Below are 18,927 nucleotides of genomic sequence, written 5' to 3' on the forward strand. Positions count from 1 at the left end.
GGGAATACGCTAGTTTTTCCCGTCGCAGATTCGTTTTAACTGGCTTTAAAAGGTCTTAATTAATGCCTTGATGACATCAAGCACATAAACCTGACAATCAATCGCCGTTTGCGGCTCAAAGTCTTGCTTATGTTGGTCGGTATTAGACAGTACGCGAATGCTCACAAAAGGTAGTTTGTAAGCTTCGGCAACTTGCGCAGCCGCTGAGGTTTCCATCTCTTCAACTGAAGTGCCCATGGTTTCGTGGAACCAGTTAATGCGGTCAACTTCGCGGTTCCATTCGTCACAGCTACCAATTCGACCCACAACCACTTTGCCGTGGTTGTAGCTGCTTGCTTGCGATAGGGCGACTTCAACAAGTTTTGGGTCAGCTTTAAAGTGATTGTGTTCAACTACAACACCGTTTTCGCGCAGGTACATTGGCATATCGAAGTTTTGCCAAGTAGTAGGGTGTATACCTTGGCCTTTTTCCACGAACTCAATCTTGTAAGCGCCCATGTTAAAGCTGGTTTCACCAATCACGATATCTGAGCGGTAAAGCTTAGGATCGTGGCCACCAGAAGTGCCCTGATTGATGATAGCTCTTGGCTGGAAGTGCGCAATACCAAGGGTGGTAGATGCGGCGGCGTTAGCCAAACCAATCTCGGTACGCGACACCACAACTGGGTAGCCATCTAATAGGCCTTGCCAGAACGTCCACGAACCAAATGTTTGTTGTTGTACATCATTAAGGGCGGCAACAAGCGTTTCAACTTCAACGTCCATCGCGCCTTGAACTAAGATAGGATTTAGCATTTTTGAGGGTAACTTTTCATTGTGTGACTGTTCAGAGTTTACGTGTTCAGGGTCTAACTTTTCAGCTGTTGGCTACTCGCAAGTTGGCATGACAAATAACTTCAAATGGAAAGTGCGCGGATGGTAGCAACGAGATTTAGGCTAAACAACGAAATGAAAAGTAAAATACTTGTTGCGGTTTCGGTGGCCTATAAAACGCACAATTACTGGCTTGAGTAGTTGATTTTTTGCTGTTGTAACCACTTATTTTGTAAGGGAATTTCAAAAGGTGTTCATTTGTTGAGCTCACGATGTCGGGCAATGATTTTAAATTAGAAAACAGTGTTTAAAAAAACAGGTTAGTTAGTGGGGCGAATTAAAGCTGAGTAGGACAGAGTTGACTGTGGAAAGTGAGGAATCCGCGGCTTGAAGGGGCTCTGAAATTGTCAAAAAAGGAGGCTTTTCGCTTGCTAAGATGAGCGAGTGGCGCACTTCTACTTTGAGAAAGGGCCACTCATTTTATCATTGGGAATAGGCTGGTGGTGTGTTTAGCAAAGCTACCTATCAGCCAACAGCTAGTTTAGCGGTGTCATGCCACATATATGCAGGCATAGCTTGTTTTAGCTTCCATGTAATATTCATTGGTTGAGAGCCTTCATACTTAACAAAGTCTACTGGACCAAAATTGACAAATCCCATGGTTTTCCCATATTCATCTTTAGCTTGTTCTCTAACAAATAAGATGAACGTCTTGTTGTTTTCTTGCTGCGTTATATAACCTAACCCTCTACCAGAGGTTGGCTTGGCACTATTCTGGGTTTGCCAATGAAATAGCGTGGGACTGATCGCGTAGTCATGGTACATGGTTGTTGCTGAAAACTGCTTTTCGCATTTATCTAAGGTAACAAACAGCAGTTCAGTATTGGCACCTGCAATATTAAGTACACCTTCTCTACTGGATGATTTCTTATCAAATGTACTATCACCAAACGCCACCAATATATGTTCCTTAGGGTAACGTACATGCATCTTTAACGGAGAGCCATCCACCACAATATTACCTACGGCAGGCATCTTAAATTCTTGTGTGGCTAAGCGTTCAATAAGCAGTGAAATAACGTCATTAAGCTCGTCTTGTAGTTTGTTATGTTTTAGCGCAAGTAAACTTTGCTCAATGGTATCAAATCCGGCTTGCTTACCCGTTTTATCCCAAAAATCATAATGACACATGGTCGAAAAAACTGGACGGTGTTGTTCTGCATCAGACCCAATAAAAGCTTGAGTTGGCAATGAGAAGTTACTGCCACATAATGCTTTGATGAACAGCAAATAAGAGATAGAAGTGCAGCTTAATAAGCGATTGTTGATTGCACGATAGTAAGCGGCATAAATGTCTAACTGGTTCTGCTGTATTTCTTTACTGCGGCTTGTTTCTACAAGTGCTCGCCAACCACCAAACTTACCTACTTTTACTTTATAGATATCCTCTAATGACAAGTCAGGATAGATATGCAGAAAGTTTGCTAGCGTAAGAGGTAAATCTGTCACGTTAGAGTAATTTGAAATTAAGCCCAGCAGTCTGTTTTTGTTTAAGGTTGCTAGCGATATGTTCCTTAAAATCATTTGTTGCGTTTTTTCTTGCAGCTCTATTCGGCAGCCCAAAGGTAAATGTGGAAACCCTTGTTTGATCTCCTTTGAAATAGATTGGTTGGTTTTGCCGATAAGCGCTCTAAACTTATGCGAAAAGTCATACTCAGGACGAGAGTTACCAACGAAATCAATGACGGTACAGCACTCTTTATCTTTAGTCAGTCGTAAACCGCGACCTAATTGTTGAAGAAAGATAGTCAGACTTTCTGTTGGTCTTAAAAACAGTAATGTGTCTAGCTCCGGAATATCGACACCTTCGTTGAATATATCAACCACAAACAGCACGTTAATTTCTTTTGATTTCAAACGTTGCAGCTGAATGTCTCGTTCTTTTGAATTGTCACTGGTGAGTACGCCGCAAGGGATATTGCTTAAAGTGAACTTTTGCGCCATGAATTTAGCGTGATCTTTACTTACGCAAAACGCCAATGCGCGCATCTGCGATATGTCTGTAATGATCTCTTCTAAGCTTTGCAGTATTCGCAAGACTCTTTGGTCATTGTGTGTGTAGAGTTTAGTTAGTTCGGCGACATCATAACGGCCTTTTGCCCATGAAACCTTTTTGAGATCGGTGTCATCATCAATTGCGAAGTATTGGAACGGTGATAAATGACGTTGATTAATAGCTTCTGGTAACCTGATTTCAGCTGCAATGACATTACAAAAGTCTTTAAGAATATCAGCGCCATCATGGCGTTCTGGTGTGGCTGTTAAACCGAGTAAAACTTGTGGCGTAAAGTGTTTTAGAATAGCTCGATAACTGTTTGCTGCAACGTGATGGACTTCATCGATAACAATGTAATCAAAGTACCCTTCGGTTAATTGAATGGTCGCTAGCTGATTGTTTAAGCTTTGGATAGATGCAAACAACTGATTAAACCTTTGTGGTTTATTTTGTCCTACGAGCAATTCGCCAAATTGGTTGTTTTTTAACACACCGCGATATGCACTTCTCGCTTGTTTTAAGATTTCCTCTCTATGCGCTAAAAATAAAAACTTAGCCTCAGGATTCTCTGCATAAAATTCAGCGAAATCAAATGCTGAGATAATCGTTTTGCCTGTACCTGTCGCTGCAACGACAAGGTTTCGATACCTACCGTGTAGCTCACGTTCTACTTTTAGTTTTTCTAAAATAGCTCGCTGATGTGAGTGAGGTTTTATATCAAAATAAAAGCTTTGTGCGGATGTATCGTAAGTGCCTCTGGCTTCTTGCAAGGCGTTAACTAAGCGCTCTTTGCTTTGGGTTTTACCATCAAAATATTCAAAATCTGGTGACTCCCAGTAGGTTTCAAATGTACTGAGAGACTTTTCAATAATATGCGGGATCTCTTGCGATGTGATCTTTAAGTTCCACTCTAGCCCACTAGTTAAGGCAGAATGTGACAGGTTAGATGAACCGATATAACCAGTATGAAAGCTCGAGTTACGCATAAATAAATAGGATTTTGCGTGTAAGCGTTCTCTATTGGTGTTGTAGCTCAGCTTCACTTGCGTATTTGGCAAAGCTGCCAAAAACTCAACAGCTTTAGCATCTGTCGCGCCCATATAGGAGGTGGTGATAATCTTTAGCTGTTTACCGCTGCGAGTAAATTCTTCAAGTTCTTTTTTAAAGATCCTGATCCCAGCCCATTTGATAAATGAGACTAGCCAATAGATCTTATCAGATGACTGGATTTCACGTTTAATCTCAGTTTCAAGAGATACGCCTGCATTACTTCCACAAAATAACTCGCTCTGAGTGAGTCCTGTTAGCGGCATAACGCCTTCAATATACTTTGGCAAATCTGAGGATATTGGGTTTTGCTTGTCGAGCAATGCAGTCAGGATCTTGCCTTGGCTATCAATCAGATTTTCGGTGATGAGCTCACTATCACCAATGTTAGCACTAAGCCATTCAATGACTTTATTGGCTAAACTTATTTGCTCAAAAACGCGATCATTACCATTAGGAACAGAGTCTATCGCTATTTCGATTATTCTTGTCAAAAAGCGAGAAAGCCAAGAGGCGGCTTCACCATTTTCCAATGAACGTTCGCCAACATAGAAAGCTTTTCGATCTAATTTCTGTTCGACTAACTGAGTTATCAGTTGCTCGTATATGCCGGTTTGATTCATTAAAAGTGCTTTGATTATTTGAAGTTAGCTAAGAATAACTGAATTGATTAATAGAAATAAGTAGTGACGTTAAAACTAATCACCTGAACTTAAAATACTGAATCACAGCCAACAAAAAGCCCAGCATTTAGCTGGGCTTCCTTATATTTTGCTGCTTGTCTTTTACAGCGACTTCTATAAACGCAAAAAGCTACTCTACGTTCTGAATTTGCTCACGCATTTGCTCAATCAATACTTTTAGTTCTACCGCTGCAGCAGTGACTTCGGCGCTGATTGACTTAGACGCTAGGGTGTTTGACTCACGGTTAAACTCTTGCATCATAAAGTCTAGACGGCGACCTTGTGCGCCACCTTTCTTAAGAATGCGGCGGGTTTCAGCTACGTGGGCGTCAAGACGATCCATCTCTTCGGCAACGTCCATCTTCTGCGCTAGCAACACCATCTCTTGCTCCATACGAGCAGGGTCAAGTTCACCGGTAATTTCGGCTAAACGGTTGGTTAGCTTGTCACGCTGCCACTGCATCACTTGTGGCATGTGCTCACGCACGATAGCCACTTGCTCAACGATTTGGTCCAGAGTGTGAAAATTAGAACCACTCATTGCTGTCCCCTAAGTTGTTTTCGCTATTAGGAGTATCGACGGTCAGCTTTATACCAAGGCCACTGAGGATTTTGATGATAGTTGAAAAGTATACATCTTCACCTTTTTCGACTCTGATCAAGGTCTTCTTGGTAACACCACAGAATGATGCGGCGACTTCCTGAGTCATGTTAGCGGCCTTTCGGCGGTCTTTGATTAGTTTGCCTAAGGTGCTTGGATCGAGTTGAGTGACCATGGTACCGCCATTAAAAGTGTACTTATGGTTACTTTAGTGCTTTGTATGTCATGAATCAAGGTGAAAGTGTAACAACCTACACTATTGGCGCGGGTGGCAGCTGTTTTACCTAAAAGTGCATGATCGTACACATTTAGCGAAAGTGTACGGTTACGCTCTTTAAAAGGGTAGCAAGGTGCACTTTTTGAAAAGCAGAATTTGAAAAATTAAGCATCTAATAAATATATGGTTTTACTAGCTTGTCACTTATTGGAGAGTTACTTTGTATTATGAAGATCCATTTTAGTTTTATCCACCGATACCGTCCCCACTAGGTTTATCTGTGAAGGATCACTTGCTTCATTTCATAATTGACCTAGTCAAAGTTTATGAGCTCTGACTATCGATCCTTTAAGCCCGTTTACAACTATTAAGTTGTATTTTCGGCTTGATACATCAGATAAGTTGTTTATAGCTGGTTTTACAACTAATATGTTGTTTATAGGTTTGTGTACAACTTTTCTATTGTTTGAGGTTGGGTGTGATGACGATTGAGCAAATTTCCAAACTACTTTCATCTCGACGTAAACAGCTCCAGATGGAACAAAAAGATATGTATATGCGTATCGGTATGAAGCAGCAGCAATATCAGCGTATCGAAGCAGGTAGCGATATGAAGTTGTCTACTCTATTACGTGTTCTAGATGGCTTAAATATGGAATTATCTATTACCTCTAAGGGAAGCAATATTGATCAACCTAGCTTAGAAGTCGCTTCAAGTGATGCCTGTGTTGAATCGCTAGAAGATGATTCGGATGATTTAGGGTTTTGGTTTGGATCAGAGGATCAGAAATGAGCAAACAAATAGAGCAAGTAGAAGGATTGAATATTCAGCTACACGGTATCGATATTGGCGTTGTTGCTCATTATGCTGGCGGGAAGAACATACTTAGTTTTAACCCTGAATATATTGCAATGCCCAAGCATGAAAGACCTGTGCTTACACTTAGACAGCTTCAAGATCCTAGTTATTTCTCTAAGCCTCAAATCCGCAGTGACAAAATACCCCCTGTATTATCTAATTTATTACCAGAAGGGATCTTAAGGGATATTGTGGCGAAAGCGCTTCAATGTCACGTAAATAACGAGTTCTCAATTTTGGCCTATTTGGGGACTAATTTGCCTGGTGCATTGGTGGCGACGCCTATCAGAGCAGGTAATATGCCAGTTTGGGCGTTAGAACAACGTTTAGTGACCGAACCACAGCAGATTAACGTTAAACATGCAGATACTAAATTTTCGCTTGCTGGTGTACAGATGAAATTCTCATCTTCTCATGTAGATGGTCGCTATCACATTGATCAGGAAATTTCTGAAGATATGTGGATTATTAAAACGCCTTCAACAGTGCATAAAGGTGTGTCTGTCAATGAATATACCTGTATGAAGTTGGCCGAAGCGGCAGGCGCAAAAATCCCAGATATACGCTTAATCAAACTCAATGAGTTGGAGGGATTACCAAATATCAGACTCCCCGATGAAACCTATGCTTATGGTATAAAACGTTTTGATCGTACTCATGAAGGCCGAGTGCATACTGAAGACTTTGCTCAAATCTTTGGCCTATATCCTACAGATAAATATCAGAAAGTTAACTATGAACAATTAGGGCAGGTACTATTCCGTACAAGTTATGATCGCTTGGGTGATGTACAGCAAATGGCGAGAAGATTACTGATTAATATACTGTTAGGTAATGGTGATGCTCACCTTAAGAATTGGACCATCATCTACCAAGATCAGCGCACTCCTCGTTTGTCACCGCTTTATGATGTGGTGTTCACTGCTCCTTACATACAAGATGACAGCCTTGCTTTGAATATGGCCAAGTCTAAACAGTGGTATGAAATAACGTTGCAGCATTTTGAGAAGTGGTCAAATACGGTAGGTGTTCCATGGGTGGCAATTAAACCACATCTTCTCGATACGATAGTGAAGGCTCGCTCTATGTGGCCAGAGATGCTCGAAGCACTGCCTATGCTAGATGAGCATAAAGAAGCTTTGCAAAGTCATTGGCAAACGTTATCACCAGAGTTTCAGGTTCGTTAGCTTTATGTCGATAAAATCAGGTTTTATCGACATAAACTACGAGTGCTGAGTGCATATGTAAATAGTATCGACATATGTTGAGCTTACATCCATAACGACATACTAAAGGCAAACAAAAGCCCAGCGATAAACTGGGCTTAAAACACTAATTCAAATCGATAGAGACTTACTCCACGTTCTGGATCTGTTCACGCATCTGCTCAATCAATACTTTTAGTTCAACCGCTGCAGCGGTAACTTCTGCGCTGATTGACTTAGACGCTAGGGTGTTTGACTCACGGTTAAACTCTTGCATCATAAAGTCTAGACGGCGACCTTGTGCGCCACCTTTCTTAAGAATACGGCGCGTTTCTGCTACGTGGGCGTCAAGACGGTCCATCTCTTCGGCAACGTCCATCTTTTGCGCTAGCAATACCATCTCTTGCTCCATGCGAGCAGGGTCAAGTTCACCGGTTATTTCAGCTAAACGGTTAGTTAGCTTGTCACGCTGCCATTGCATAACGGTTGGCATGTGGCCACGTACAACCGCGACTTGCTCAACGATTTGGTCTAAGCGAGTTTGTAGCATGGTATTGATTGCATCACCTTCACGGCCACGGGCTTCGATAAACTGATCGATTGCCGCATCAAAAGCCACTAACAACTCTTTGCCTAGTGCGTCCATGTCTTGCTCTGAGCCTGACATCACACCTGGCCAGCGCAGTACGTCAACTACGTTTAGCTCGCCTTGGCCTGCTTCGTTCTTCACCCAGTTAGCGGCATTGATAATTTGCTTAGCTAGATCTTGGTTTAACTGTAACTCGCTGTCGCTCTTCTCGTTTAGGTCATAGCGAAGGTTTACTTCAACTTTACCGCGGTTTAAGCGTTTACGTAGACGATCTCTAAGAACAGGCTCCAAGCTGCGGAAATGTTCTGGTAGGCGCAGGTAAGTTTCTAGGTAGCGCTGGTTAACTGAACGGATTTCCCAAGAGGCTGTGCCCCAATCTGCTTTGTGCTCAATGCGAGCGTAGGCTGTCATGCTTTGGATCATTGATGATTTCCAGTGTGATTCGTCTAAGTGAATTGTGATTATATACCCAAACAAATTTAAGGTGCAGGCTTTAGTGCTAATTTTGCTCATGCAGGCGTGATGACAAGGCGCTGTTGTAGGCTTTTATTCATCGATTGCGGTTATTGCGAGCTTATGCGCAAAATCAGAAGGCAGTTTTCTGCTGAGTTTACGGATTCAGATAGCATAGTGGCGCACATATCCCTATAATATGCAGCCAAATTACCCCATGCCCTTAATTACAGGAATTCATCATGCGCCCAAGCAACAGAACTCCAGCACAGTCTCGCCCTGTGACTATTACTCGCCAGTTTACTGCTCATGCCGAAGGTTCGGTTTTAGTAGAATTTGGTGACACCAAAGTACTGTGTACCGCTAGTTTTGAAGAAGGCGTACCGCGTTTCCTTAAAGGCCAAGGCCAAGGTTGGGTAACTGCTGAATATGGCATGCTGCCACGTTCTACTCATAGCCGTATGCAGCGTGAAGCCGCTCGCGGTAAGCAGTCTGGTCGTACGCAAGAGATTCAGCGTCTAATCGGCCGTTCACTACGCGCTGCTGTAGACATGAAGCTACTAGGCGAAAACACTATCGTTATCGACTGTGACGTGATTCAAGCTGACGGTGGCACCCGTACTGCTGCGATTACTGGCGCCTGTGTTGCGTTAGTTGACGCGCTAAACTGGGCTCGTGGTAAAGGTATTTTAAAGACTAACCCACTTAAGTTCCTGATTGCTGCGGTAAGTGTTGGTATTTATAAAGGCGAGCCTATCTGCGATTTAGAATATATCGAAGATAGCGCTGCAGAAACTGACATGAACGTGGTAATGACTGAGACCGGTAAGATCATCGAAATCCAAGGTACTGCAGAAGGTGAGCCATTTAGCCATGAAGAGCTATTGAGCCTACTTGATTTGGCTAAGCACGGTATTCGCGAAATCGTTGATACGCAGAAAGCTGCTTTAAGCTAATTATTGTTTTTGTTATTAGGGCCCTACGGGGTCCTTTTTGTAAGTAAAGAAAACCTAATAGTACTAAATAATACACAAAGTATTACCCCTACATTTTTAAGGAGAGATTGTGAAAGCCTATCAACGTGAGTTTATTGAATTTGCCCTAGAACGTCAGGTACTTCGATTTGGCGAATTTACGTTAAAGTCAGGCCGCACTAGCCCTTATTTCTTTAACGCTGGCCTGTTTAATACTGGCCGTGATTTAGCGCGTCTAGGTCGTTTTTATGCTGCGGCGCTGGTTGACTCTGGTATTGAGTATGACTTGCTATTTGGCCCTGCATACAAGGGTATTCCAATCGCAACCACTACTGCGGTAGCACTGTGCGATCACCACGATATCGATATGCCTTACTGCTTTAACCGTAAAGAGAAGAAAGATCACGGAGAAGGTGGCAGCCTAGTGGGTAGCGAGCTGCAAGGCCGCGTAATGCTAGTTGATGACGTGATCACCGCAGGTACTGCGATTCGTGAGTCAATGGAGATCATTGAAGCACATAAAGCAGCTTTGGCTGGTGTATTGATTGCATTGGACCGCCAAGAGAAGGGCAAGGGCGAGCTTTCTGCGATTCAAGAAGTTGAACGCGATTTTGGCTGTGACATCGTGTCTATCATCAAGCTTGAAGACTTGATTAACTACTTGTCTGAAAAGTCAGGTATGGAAGCAGAGCTTGCAACGGTAAGCGCTTACCGCGACCAATACGGGATTTAAGGTTTTTAGGATGACGGAACGCTACGCTCACGGATAACGGAACGCTGCGCTCACGGAAAACGGAGCGCTATGCTTTCGGATAGCGGAAAAGATAAATGCCGCGATTACAGTTAAATGTAATCGCGGCATTTTTTATGATTTTTACCGTAAGGCCTAAGGCCGTTCCGTTATCAGTGAACGAGCCTGCGAGTGTTCCGTTTTCGGTTTTTTACCTTAGTTACTTAACTTTTAGTTACTGAGGAATTCAGCTCTGGTCGCTGGGTTCGACTTAAAGATGCCGCCCAGTGCTGTGGTGGTGGTTGAACTGGTTGAGTCCATCACGCCACGTGATTTTACGCAGTAATGTACAGCGTCCATCTTAACTGCAACATCTTTAGTGCCTAATAACGCTTGCAGCGCGACTAGCACTTGCTGAGTCAAGCGCTCTTGCACCTGTGGGCGCTGGGCAAAAAAACGCACAATACGGTTAATCTTGGATAGGCCAATAATGTTTTTACGTGGCAGGTAAGCCACGGTAGCTACACCATCGATAGTCACTAAGTGATGCTCACAGGTACTGGTTAAGCTAATATCGTTAACCTTAACCATTTCATCAAAGCCCATCTTGTTCTCGATAACGGTGATCTTGGGAAAGTTAGCGTAGTCTAGGCCTGAGAATATTTCATCGACATACATTTTGGCGATACGGCGTGGAGTATCCGCTAGGCTGTCGTCGCTTAAGTCTAGTGACATTAAGGTCAAGATTTCACGCATATGGTGTTCAATCTTGTCTTTACGCACTTCTGGGCTTAGCTCATTAGGTAGCATTGGCGTTTCAAGGCCGCGCTCGATAAGTGCAGACTTTACGATTTGAGCAGATTCACTGAGGATTGCTTCTTTTGATGTCATAAGTTCCTCCTTCACCATAAAGAATGAGTGGTGATATTCGTATCCTGTGTACTAGGGCCGTCAGTCTCATTGGGAGACTCAGTAATCTCGTAAATATAAAAAGTTAGATTGGTAACTATTAGCATTGTATTTAGAGAGGACGGGAGGATACCGCTATTTGCTGTAAATATACACCGAAAAGCGCATTGAAGATAAGAAAAACCGACTAAACTAGTCGGTTTTTCTGTTTTTGGGATTACAGCTTAAGGTTGGTTTCTAGGAAACTGAGCATTTCATTGTAGTACTTAGCTCTATGGGCATCGTCGTAAAAGCCGTGACCTTCATCGTCCATTACCAGCTTTTTAAACGGGTACTTATGCTTTTCTAGTGCTTCTTCAAGTGCTTCAAATTGTTCGATAGGGGCACGTTCATCCTCTCCACCATGAACCAACATAATGTTTGCTTTGAGCTTGTCGATATTATGAGTTGGCGACATGGCTTTAAGTACAGCTTCATCTTCTCCTAGTACTTCTTGAAGATAGCGTTTACCTGCTCTACGGCCTTGTACATCGCCCTCATCAAACATGAGTTTCAGGTCGTAAACGCCAGCAAAGCCCAGGGCACATTTAAACAAATCAGGCTCGATTGTGGCGCTTTGAATTGCAGAGTAGCCACCAAAGCTACCGCCTACAATGCATATGCGGTCTTTGTCAGCAATGCCTTGGTCGATAACGTATTTAGTGGCATCAATAATGTCGTACTGGATTTCAGTGCCCCATTTTTGGTGCCCTGCGTTTTCAAATGCAGTGCCATAGCCGCCAGATCCTCTAAAGTTAACTTGCAGCACGGCAGCGCCTTGGCTAGCAATCATCTGATTTTGTGGATCAAACCCCCACCAATCTCTCGGACCATGTGGGCCTCCATGTGGGTTAACCACTAAAGGTAAGTCTTTTGCTTCTTTACCATGGGGTAGGGTTAAATAGCCATGGATCTCCAGCCCGTCTCGGCTGGTAAAGCTAATGGGCTTAATCTCAGCCATCTTATTTGAGTCGATCCAGCTCTTTTGAGATACAAGAAACTCTAGGTTTAATTTTTCTGTATCGAAAAGGTAATACTTGCCAGGAGTTCTATCGTTAAAGGCCTTAATGATCATTTTGTTGGCATCGACTGTTTGGCTTACCAAGTGAATTTGGTACCCGGGCAGTGCGCCTAATAACTGTTTTACATATATTGCGGATGGATCTTTAGGCGCCACGAACTCATATTCTGGGTAACCATTTTCATATTCAACGGCATAAAGCTTTTTGGTGGTTTGGTTAATCCAAACATTGCTTGGATTAACAACTTTATCTTGGCTTACAAGTTTTTTATCGCCAGTTTTGATGTTGATTAGATAAACACCTGACGGCTTACCAGACTCGTTAGCGGTGACGTAAACACTGTTTTTATCGTCACTAAATGCTATTGGGGTCATTGCATTTAGATTGAGGTTTAGTTTGTCAGTATTTACCCATTCGCGGTCTTCTCGGTAGAAAAGCTCAGTATTTACGTAGTCACGGGTACCACTTACAAAGCGCACATTACCATCATGGTCAGTGAGAAAGTTGGCGTAAGGGATAGGCGCGCCAGCAACTTTTCTACGTTTACCTTTATAAACATCAACGCGATAAACTTTTTGGGTGTTTTCTGCCATGTTACTTCCGCCATTACCCCATGGTAGTGCTTGTACTAGCATAAAACGATCGTTTTCAGGCATAGGATCTAAAATATAGGCGGTTGCTCTAATTGCGGTGTTTCTTTTGATACTTGAGCCTACTTGTTGCCCACCTTGATAACCAAATAGGTATGTTTCTTTAGAGCCATCAGCGTTTACCGCCATCAGTTCTCCATAGTAAAGCGGGTGGTCGCTCCAGCCTTTTAGGTATTCTTTTTGTAGCACGACTCGTTCGTCATTGACCCATTCATAGTGGCCCACTTGGGCATTGCCATCGAAAAAAACCACATGAACAGCTTTTTTAGTGGCAGCATCTAAAATTAGCAGCATGTTTTTGCCATCTTTACTGGTGATTGCGCTTAAATAGTCACCTGCAGGAGATATTTTTACTTGGGAGAATTCCGCGGAGCGGCTGAATAGATGTGCAGCGCTATCTGTTGTTGCAGATGCAGTGCTGCTTAGCCAAGCAAGCAATACTAGGCCAATAGCTTTGATGAGTTTCATACAACTTCCTTGTGGAAACAATTGTTAGAGTATTGTGACGCTAGGAATGTAAGTTAAAAGTTGCAGTGAGGCAATAGCAGAAGAGCAAAATGGCAGCATGTTTAATTTGCTGCCATTTTTAAAGAGGTTTTAGCTTTGTAGCAGTTGTTGCTGGATGAAAGTCCATTGCTCGTTAAAGTGCTTAGTCGGCTTTAGCTTAAATTCGCTACGGACAAACTGGGCGATTCGACCTTCTGCAACAGCTAGTAGTAGGTTGGCTAATACCGCTTCATCGAGATTGAACGCTTTACCTTCACGTAGGCTTTTTTCGCGTAAAATTTGCTTTAGATGAGTTTCAATCTTGGCAAATAACTGACTAATGCGGCTGCGTAGGCGCTCGTTTTCACCCAGCAGTGCATCACCGTTTAGTACGCGTGAAATCCCTGGATTACGCTCGGCAAATACTAACAATAATTGCAGTAATTGCTGGCAGCGCTTCATGGTGTCTTTTTCTTCGTCCATGATTAAATTGATACGCGATAATAGCGACTCTTCGATAAACTCGATAAGCCCTTCAAACATTCGTGCTTTGCTCGGAAAGTGGCGATAAAGCGCCGCTTCTGATACGCCGACTTCAGCGGCAAGTTTGGCGGTGGTGATCCTTTGTCCTGGACTGGTTTCTAGCATTGTCGCTAAGCATTGAAGAATGTGCTCACGACGATTTATTTTTGGGCTTGCAGCCATTTATCTGTCCTTCACTCGATTACTACTGAGCGAGACGGCAAGGAAACGTTGCTCCGTGCTATCCATTTAAAATGATTACGCGATAGTCGCTAAAATCGGTTATTTGGTTCCTGAGTGGCCAAATCCACCTTGACCGCGATCTGACTGGTTAAACTCATCGACTAGTTTAAATTCAGCTTGAACCACAGGCACAAAAACCAGTTGTGCGAGTCTGTCACCAATTTCGATTGTAAAAGGCTCTGTACCACGGTTCCAGCAAGATACCATCAGTGGTCCTTGATAGTCAGAATCGATTAGACCAACGAGGTTACCCAGTACAATACCGTGCTTATGACCAAGGCCTGAACGCGGTAAAATAACAGCAGCCAAACTTGGGTCGGCAACGTGAATAGCAATCCCTGTTGGGATCAGTACTGTTTCGCCTGGTTGAATCGTTAGCTGAGTATCGGTAATGGCGCGCAAGTCCATACCTGCACTACCTGTTGTTGCATAAGCAGGTAGCGGAAATTCAGTACCGATCCGTGAATCGAGGATTTTTAGTTCGATTGGTGTTTTCATCAGTTTTTTATTTTATTCGCGATTAAAGTAAGCAATTGCTTAGCTAATGTGTCTTTATCAACAGCGGGTAAGTCGGTGCTACCATCGCTCCAAAACACGCTTAATGCATTTGTGTCGCTGTTAAAGCCAATATCGGTATTTGATACGTCGTTAGCGGCGATCATATCGAGCTTTTTACGGCTCAACTTACCGCGAGCATATTGCTCTACGTCATTGGTTTCAGCTGCAAATCCGACGGTAAATGGTCGGTGCGCATGGCTGGCAACGCTGGCTAAGATATCAGGATTTCGAACCAGCGCAAGTTGCATCTGCTCGGCTGATTTTTTAATTTTGCTTTCTGCGACTTCGGCAATGCGATAATCGGCCACGGCGGCGCAGCCAATAAAAATTTGGTGTTGCTCAACTTGCGGCATTACTGCATCAAGCATTTGCTGAGCTGACTCAACGTTGATGCGGGTAACACCATTTGGGGTTGCTAGGTTTACAGGCCCGGCAACCAGAGTCACTTCGGCGCCCATTTCTGCTGCGGCTTTGGCCAAGGCAAAGCCCATTTTGCCTGAACTGTGGTTCGAGATATAACGCACTGGGTCAATTGCTTCACGAGTTGGCCCTGCGGTTAACAACACCGACATACCTTGCAGCAGTTTAGGGCCAAAAAACTCAACCGCTTTTTCTGCAATAGCGACAGGCTCAAGCATTCTACCTGGGCCTACTTCACCACAAGCCTGTGAGCCTAAATCTGGACCCCAAATATGTAGGCCGCGCTCGCTAACTTGCTTTAAGTTGGCTTGAGTCGCTGCATTACGGTACATCTGTTGGTTCATTGCAGGGCAGAGTACTACAGGTGCTTCAGTGGCTAAGCAGGTAGTCGTAATGAGTTCATCTGCCATGCCAGCGTTGACGCGAGCAATAAGATTAGCGGTAGCTGGAGCGATAATGACTAAATCGGCCCAGCGAGCAAGCTCGATATGCCCCATCGACGCTTCGGCCGTTGGATCAAGTAGGTCTGTGGCAACTGGGTAGCCAGATAGTGCTTGCAGAGTGAGTGGCGTAATAAATTCTTGCGCACTTTGACTCATTACAACGCGCACATCAGCGCCGCGCTCTTTTAATTTACGCACTAAATCAGCAGATTTATAAGCGGCAATGCCGCCACCAATTCCCAAAAGTACTTTTTTGTTAGTGAGACCCATACTTAAACTCTATGTTGATAATCACGTTGCTAGCAAACCATAGGTCGCACAGCAGAAGTTGGCCTAAGATATCACAAACCATTTAATGGTGATGAACAACTTCAGAAAATCTAGACCATACTCAAAACAACAAGGAGGTTGTGATGGCAATTAAGGATTGGCCCGAAGGCGAAGCGCCGCGAGAAAAATTATTGAGTCAGGGCGTAAAACAATTATCTGACGCAGAATTATTGGCTGTGTTACTTAGAGTGGGTTTAAAAGGCTTAAGTGCTGTTGAGCTGGCAAAGGTTATGATTAATGAATTTGGTGGCCTTAGAAGCTTGCTTAGCGCGTCTCAAAGGCAAGTTTGTCGGTTGGATGGCATTGGTCCGGTAAAATTTGCGCAAATGCAGGCTGCAGTGGAGTTAGGGGCAAGAATTTCGAGAGAAAACCTACAAAGAGGAAAAATTTTATCTGATCCTGATTTAACTCGGGACTATTTAATGAGACAATTGTCTGATCGTGCCTATGAAGTGTTCGCTATTTTACTTTTAGATAGTCAACACAGAGTGATTCAATTCGTTGAATTATTTAGAGGTACTATAAATTCAGCGTCAGTTTATCCACGTGAAGTGGTGAGTCTGGTGCTTGAAAAAAAGGCTGCGGCTGTGATCGTGTGTCACAATCATCCATCTGGAATTGCAGAACCAAGTTCAGCCGATAGACGAATTACTGAGCGATTGAAACAAGCCCTACAAACTATTGATGTTTCCTTACTGGATCACATGGTTGTGGGCGATCGAGAGATAGTTTCTTTCGCTGAAAGGGGATGGATTGATTAATCTATTCCTTGATCTTTGATTTTAGATCCTGTATAAAATGCGCCCTCTGTTGTGTGCCTCAGGCGACGGCCGTGTTCGAGGTGCATTAATGCTCGAGCGTTAAATATTGTTTTGGAGAGATTGACATGTCAAGAGTATGCCAAGTAACTGGCAAGCGACCAATGGTTGGTAACAACCGTTCGCACGCGAAGAATGCTACGCGTCGTCGTTTTTTACCTAACCTACAGAACCACCGTTTCTGGTTAGAAGACGAGAAGCGTTTCGTACAGCTACGTGTATCTACTAAAGGTATGCGTATCATCGATAAGAAAGGTATTGAAGTTGTTATTGCTGAACTTCGTGCCCGCGGCGAGAAGGTGTAATAAACCATGGCTAAAGCTAAAGGTAATCGTGAGAAGATCAAGCTAGTTTCTAGCGCTAACACTGGTCACTTCTACACGACTGAAAAAAACAAACGTAACATGCCTGAAAAAATGGAAATCAAGAAATTTGATCCAGTAGTACGTCAGCACGTTATGTACAAAGAAGCTAAAATCAAGTAATTACTTGTTTAAGCATCTTGGAAAAAGCCTCTATTTATAGAGGCTTTTTTTTGCCTGTTTTTTAGCAAAACCGCTAATTCCCCTTTCAACTTAACTATTTAATTAAGCCCCTTACTTTAATACCGCTAAGTACTCGTCGAGCAGCCACTACCTATTTTGATCATATATTTTAAGTTTATTTGCATATCTACCAGTGCGAGGTTACTTTTTATTTGTTGATGAATTTAATTGTTGTTAGCTATAAACGACATTTTTATTCTGATTTTAAATGGTTTTCCTTTAGGTTTATGCTGAATGTTATGCAGTGTAAAATAAAACGCTAAAATGACAATTAATGCTTTTTAAATGAATTTAAATTCAGTAGTATTTGGGGCTTACAGGATCGTTAGATCAAAATGAGTCTCTAACTATTGTTAAGGTGATTTTAGCGTGCGCACAACTGAACTTGTTGATGGATTTCGTCATTCGGCCTCCTATGTTAATGCCCACCGGGGCAAAACCTTTGTCGTTATGTTGGGCGGTGAAGCACTCGCGCAGCAACAGTTTCGCGCCATCATCAACGACATCGCACTGCTGCATAGCCTTGGGATTAAAATCGTTCTCGTACACGGCGCTAGGCCGCAAATTGATGAAGCCTTAACTCAACACAGTCTGCCTGCCGAATATTACAATGGTGTGAGGATCACTGAAGAAGATGCTTTGAAAGTGATTAAGCAAGTGGTGGGCGCCTTGCAGTTAGATATTACTGCACGTTTATCGATGAGCCTCAGCAATACGCCCATGCAAGGCACCCAAATCAATGTAATAAGCGGTAACTTTGTGATTGCTCAGCCATTGGGAGTCGAAGACGGTGTTGATTTCTGTTTAAGTGGCAAAGTTCGCCGAGTCGATAGCCAAGGACTCAAGCGTCAGTTAGATAGCGGCGGTATAGTGTTATTAGGACCTGTTGCTGCTTCTGTGACAGGCGAGAGTTTTAACTTAACTGCTGAAGAAGTCGCGACTCAAATTGCCGTTAAACTTAAAGCCGACAAGATGATTGGCTTTAGCTCGCAAAAAGGTATTTTGGATGAGACTGGTCAGGTGATTGCTGAGTTGATGCCTACTGATGCGCAAAAGATCCTTAATGCACTTCCAGAAGACACCCCTGTTTGTGTTGGCACTAAAGCATTTTTGCAGGCAAGTATTGATGCCTGCCGCAATGGAGTGAGTCGTTGTCACTTTGTCAGCTATCTGGATGACGGTGCCTTGCTGCAAGAGCTGTTCTCTCGTGATGGTATTGGTACTCAAATCGTAACTGAAAGCGCAGAGCGTTTGCGCCGTGCATCCATTCGCGATATCGGCGGCATTTTAGATTTGATCCGTCCATTAGAGCAAAAAGGGATTTTGGTCAGACGTTCTCGCGAGCAGCTTGAGATGGAGATTGAGCAGTTTATGCTGATTGAACGTGACACCCTAGTGATTGGTTGCGCCGCTTTTTACCCATTTGAAGAAGATAACGCCGGCGAGTTTGCTTGTTTGGTGGTGCATCCTGAATACCGTGATGCAGACAGAGGTAGCTTGCTACTGCAAAACATTATTGGTCAGGCACGCGTGCGCGGTTATACCCGTTTATTTGCCTTAACAACTCGCAGCATTCATTGGTTCCTTGAGCATGGTTTCAACATGGTTGAGGTGGATGAGTTACCGGAAAAGAAAAAGCAGCTGTACAACTACCAACGTAAATCTAAGATTTTAGCTTTAGATCTATAGAGATAGTTTTAAAGGCGCTTATTGAC

Annotated in this window: 17 protein-coding genes and 1 pseudogene; 8 read left to right on the forward strand and 10 right to left on the reverse strand. The window is 43.3% G+C overall.

The genetic code is table 11. The features are described from left to right. Positions 1 to 45: 45 nt before the first annotated feature. The 4 genes and pseudogenes from MSG37_RS16985 to MSG37_RS17000 form a co-directional block, all read right to left on the reverse strand. Positions 46 to 795, reverse strand: coding sequence for a 5'-methylthioadenosine/S-adenosylhomocysteine nucleosidase (locus MSG37_RS16985; RefSeq protein ID WP_248471853.1), 750 nt, complete (start codon positions 793 to 795; stop codon positions 46 to 48). A gap of 543 nt (positions 796 to 1,338) precedes the next feature. Beyond that, on the reverse strand, positions 1,339 to 4,539 hold the full coding sequence (locus MSG37_RS16990) for a DEAD/DEAH box helicase (RefSeq protein ID WP_248471855.1): 3,201 nt from the start codon (positions 4,537 to 4,539) through the stop codon (positions 1,339 to 1,341). A gap of 190 nt (positions 4,540 to 4,729) precedes the next feature. Further along, positions 4,730 to 5,116, reverse strand: a pseudogene (locus MSG37_RS16995) (YicC/YloC family endoribonuclease); the annotation flags it as partial. Positions 5,117 to 5,126: 10 nt separating this feature from the next. Continuing rightward, complete coding sequence (locus tag MSG37_RS17000) at positions 5,127 to 5,375, reverse strand: helix-turn-helix transcriptional regulator (protein ID WP_028769284.1); 249 nt, start codon at positions 5,373 to 5,375, stop codon at positions 5,127 to 5,129. A 523-nt stretch (positions 5,376 to 5,898) separates the two neighbouring features. On the opposite strand from MSG37_RS17000, the gene MSG37_RS17005 reads away from it, so the two are divergent. Both MSG37_RS17005 and MSG37_RS17010 read left to right on the forward strand, forming a co-directional pair. Next, complete coding sequence (locus MSG37_RS17005; RefSeq protein WP_248471856.1) at positions 5,899 to 6,210, forward strand: helix-turn-helix transcriptional regulator; 312 nt, start codon at positions 5,899 to 5,901, stop codon at positions 6,208 to 6,210. Then, a complete protein-coding gene (locus tag MSG37_RS17010) occupies positions 6,207 to 7,463 on the forward strand; it encodes a type II toxin-antitoxin system HipA family toxin (RefSeq protein WP_248471857.1) in 1,257 nt (418 codons plus the stop codon). The genes MSG37_RS17005 and MSG37_RS17010 overlap by 4 nt, the downstream gene beginning before the upstream one ends. A 166-nt stretch (positions 7,464 to 7,629) precedes the next feature. Here MSG37_RS17010 and MSG37_RS17015 read toward each other — a convergent pair whose 3' ends face one another. Continuing rightward, complete coding sequence (locus MSG37_RS17015; RefSeq protein ID WP_248471859.1) at positions 7,630 to 8,493, reverse strand: YicC/YloC family endoribonuclease; 864 nt, start codon at positions 8,491 to 8,493, stop codon at positions 7,630 to 7,632. 272 nt (positions 8,494 to 8,765) lie between these two features. On the opposite strand from MSG37_RS17015, the gene rph reads away from it, so the two are divergent. Together rph and pyrE are read left to right on the forward strand one after the other, a co-directional pair. Next, complete coding sequence (gene rph, locus MSG37_RS17020) at positions 8,766 to 9,479, forward strand: ribonuclease PH (protein WP_248471861.1); 714 nt, start codon at positions 8,766 to 8,768, stop codon at positions 9,477 to 9,479. Between the two features lie 109 nt (positions 9,480 to 9,588). After that, the gene (pyrE, locus tag MSG37_RS17025; protein WP_220760937.1) at positions 9,589 to 10,230 is read left to right on the forward strand and encodes an orotate phosphoribosyltransferase; all 642 of its coding nucleotides are present in this window, start codon (positions 9,589 to 9,591) and stop codon (positions 10,228 to 10,230) included. Positions 10,231 to 10,458: 228 nt separating this feature from the next. Here the strand turns inward: pyrE and folE are convergent, their stop codons facing one another. The 5 genes from folE to coaBC form a co-directional block, all read right to left on the reverse strand. Further along, the gene (folE, locus tag MSG37_RS17030) at positions 10,459 to 11,118 is read right to left on the reverse strand and encodes a GTP cyclohydrolase I FolE (protein ID WP_248471862.1); all 660 of its coding nucleotides are present in this window, start codon (positions 11,116 to 11,118) and stop codon (positions 10,459 to 10,461) included. A 235-nt stretch (positions 11,119 to 11,353) separates the two neighbouring features. Further along, positions 11,354 to 13,315 carry a S9 family peptidase gene (locus tag MSG37_RS17035; RefSeq protein ID WP_248471863.1) on the reverse strand — a complete coding sequence of 654 codons (1,962 nt, stop codon included), beginning with the start codon at positions 13,313 to 13,315 and terminating at the stop codon, positions 11,354 to 11,356. A gap of 129 nt (positions 13,316 to 13,444) precedes the next feature. Further along, entirely contained in the window at positions 13,445 to 14,038 is a 594-nt protein-coding gene (slmA, locus tag MSG37_RS17040; protein WP_028769278.1) for a nucleoid occlusion factor SlmA, read from the reverse strand. A 99-nt stretch (positions 14,039 to 14,137) separates the two neighbouring features. Then, positions 14,138 to 14,596 carry a dUTP diphosphatase gene (dut, locus tag MSG37_RS17045; RefSeq protein WP_248471864.1) on the reverse strand — a complete coding sequence of 153 codons (459 nt, stop codon included), beginning with the start codon at positions 14,594 to 14,596 and terminating at the stop codon, positions 14,138 to 14,140. After that, positions 14,596 to 15,789: a bifunctional phosphopantothenoylcysteine decarboxylase/phosphopantothenate--cysteine ligase CoaBC gene (gene coaBC / locus MSG37_RS17050; protein ID WP_248471866.1), complete on the reverse strand. Its 1,194-nt coding sequence runs from the start codon at positions 15,787 to 15,789 to the stop codon at positions 14,596 to 14,598. Before coaBC ends, dut begins: the two co-directional genes overlap by 1 nt. A gap of 143 nt (positions 15,790 to 15,932) precedes the next feature. Here coaBC and radC point away from each other — a divergent pair, with 143 nt between their 5' ends. The 4 genes from radC to argA all read left to right on the forward strand — a co-directional run bounded on the left by radC (position 15,933) and on the right by argA (position 18,901). After that, positions 15,933 to 16,610: a DNA repair protein RadC gene (gene radC, locus MSG37_RS17055; RefSeq protein WP_248471867.1), complete on the forward strand. Its 678-nt coding sequence runs from the start codon at positions 15,933 to 15,935 to the stop codon at positions 16,608 to 16,610. Between the two features lie 125 nt (positions 16,611 to 16,735). Further along, positions 16,736 to 16,972 carry a 50S ribosomal protein L28 gene (gene rpmB, locus MSG37_RS17060; protein WP_028773491.1) on the forward strand — a complete coding sequence of 79 codons (237 nt, stop codon included), beginning with the start codon at positions 16,736 to 16,738 and terminating at the stop codon, positions 16,970 to 16,972. Between the two features lie 6 nt (positions 16,973 to 16,978). Beyond that, positions 16,979 to 17,152 carry a 50S ribosomal protein L33 gene (gene rpmG / locus MSG37_RS17065; RefSeq protein ID WP_012275560.1) on the forward strand — a complete coding sequence of 58 codons (174 nt, stop codon included), beginning with the start codon at positions 16,979 to 16,981 and terminating at the stop codon, positions 17,150 to 17,152. Between the two features lie 429 nt (positions 17,153 to 17,581). Next, complete coding sequence (gene argA / locus MSG37_RS17070) at positions 17,582 to 18,901, forward strand: amino-acid N-acetyltransferase (RefSeq protein ID WP_248471869.1); 1,320 nt, start codon at positions 17,582 to 17,584, stop codon at positions 18,899 to 18,901. The last annotated feature ends 26 nt before the right edge of the window (positions 18,902 to 18,927 follow it).

Origin of the sequence: Shewanella sp. 1CM18E, assembly GCF_023161665.1 — a bacterium.
Lineage (GTDB): Bacteria > Pseudomonadota > Gammaproteobacteria > Enterobacterales > Shewanellaceae > Shewanella.

Coding starts and splice junctions, on each gene's coding strand:
- MSG37_RS17000 (WP_028769284.1), bottom strand. CDS start 5,375: ATGGTCACTCAACTCGATCCAAGCACCTTAGGCAAACTAATCAAAGAC.
- dut (WP_248471864.1), bottom strand. CDS start 14,596: ATGAAAACACCAATCGAACTAAAAATCCTCGATTCACGGATCGGTACT.
- rpmB (WP_028773491.1), top strand. CDS start 16,736: ATGTCAAGAGTATGCCAAGTAACTGGCAAGCGACCAATGGTTGGTAAC.
- MSG37_RS17015 (WP_248471859.1), bottom strand. CDS start 8,493: ATGATCCAAAGCATGACAGCCTACGCTCGCATTGAGCACAAAGCAGAT.
- rpmG (WP_012275560.1), top strand. CDS start 16,979: ATGGCTAAAGCTAAAGGTAATCGTGAGAAGATCAAGCTAGTTTCTAGC.
- MSG37_RS16985 (WP_248471853.1), bottom strand. CDS start 795: ATGCTAAATCCTATCTTAGTTCAAGGCGCGATGGACGTTGAAGTTGAA.
- MSG37_RS17010 (WP_248471857.1), top strand. CDS start 6,207: ATGAGCAAACAAATAGAGCAAGTAGAAGGATTGAATATTCAGCTACAC.
- rph (WP_248471861.1), top strand. CDS start 8,766: ATGCGCCCAAGCAACAGAACTCCAGCACAGTCTCGCCCTGTGACTATT.
- radC (WP_248471867.1), top strand. CDS start 15,933: ATGGCAATTAAGGATTGGCCCGAAGGCGAAGCGCCGCGAGAAAAATTA.
- MSG37_RS17035 (WP_248471863.1), bottom strand. CDS start 13,315: ATGAAACTCATCAAAGCTATTGGCCTAGTATTGCTTGCTTGGCTAAGC.
- folE (WP_248471862.1), bottom strand. CDS start 11,118: ATGACATCAAAAGAAGCAATCCTCAGTGAATCTGCTCAAATCGTAAAG.
- coaBC (WP_248471866.1), bottom strand. CDS start 15,789: ATGGGTCTCACTAACAAAAAAGTACTTTTGGGAATTGGTGGCGGCATT.
- slmA (WP_028769278.1), bottom strand. CDS start 14,038: ATGGCTGCAAGCCCAAAAATAAATCGTCGTGAGCACATTCTTCAATGC.
- MSG37_RS17005 (WP_248471856.1), top strand. CDS start 5,899: ATGACGATTGAGCAAATTTCCAAACTACTTTCATCTCGACGTAAACAG.
- MSG37_RS16990 (WP_248471855.1), bottom strand. CDS start 4,539: ATGAATCAAACCGGCATATACGAGCAACTGATAACTCAGTTAGTCGAA.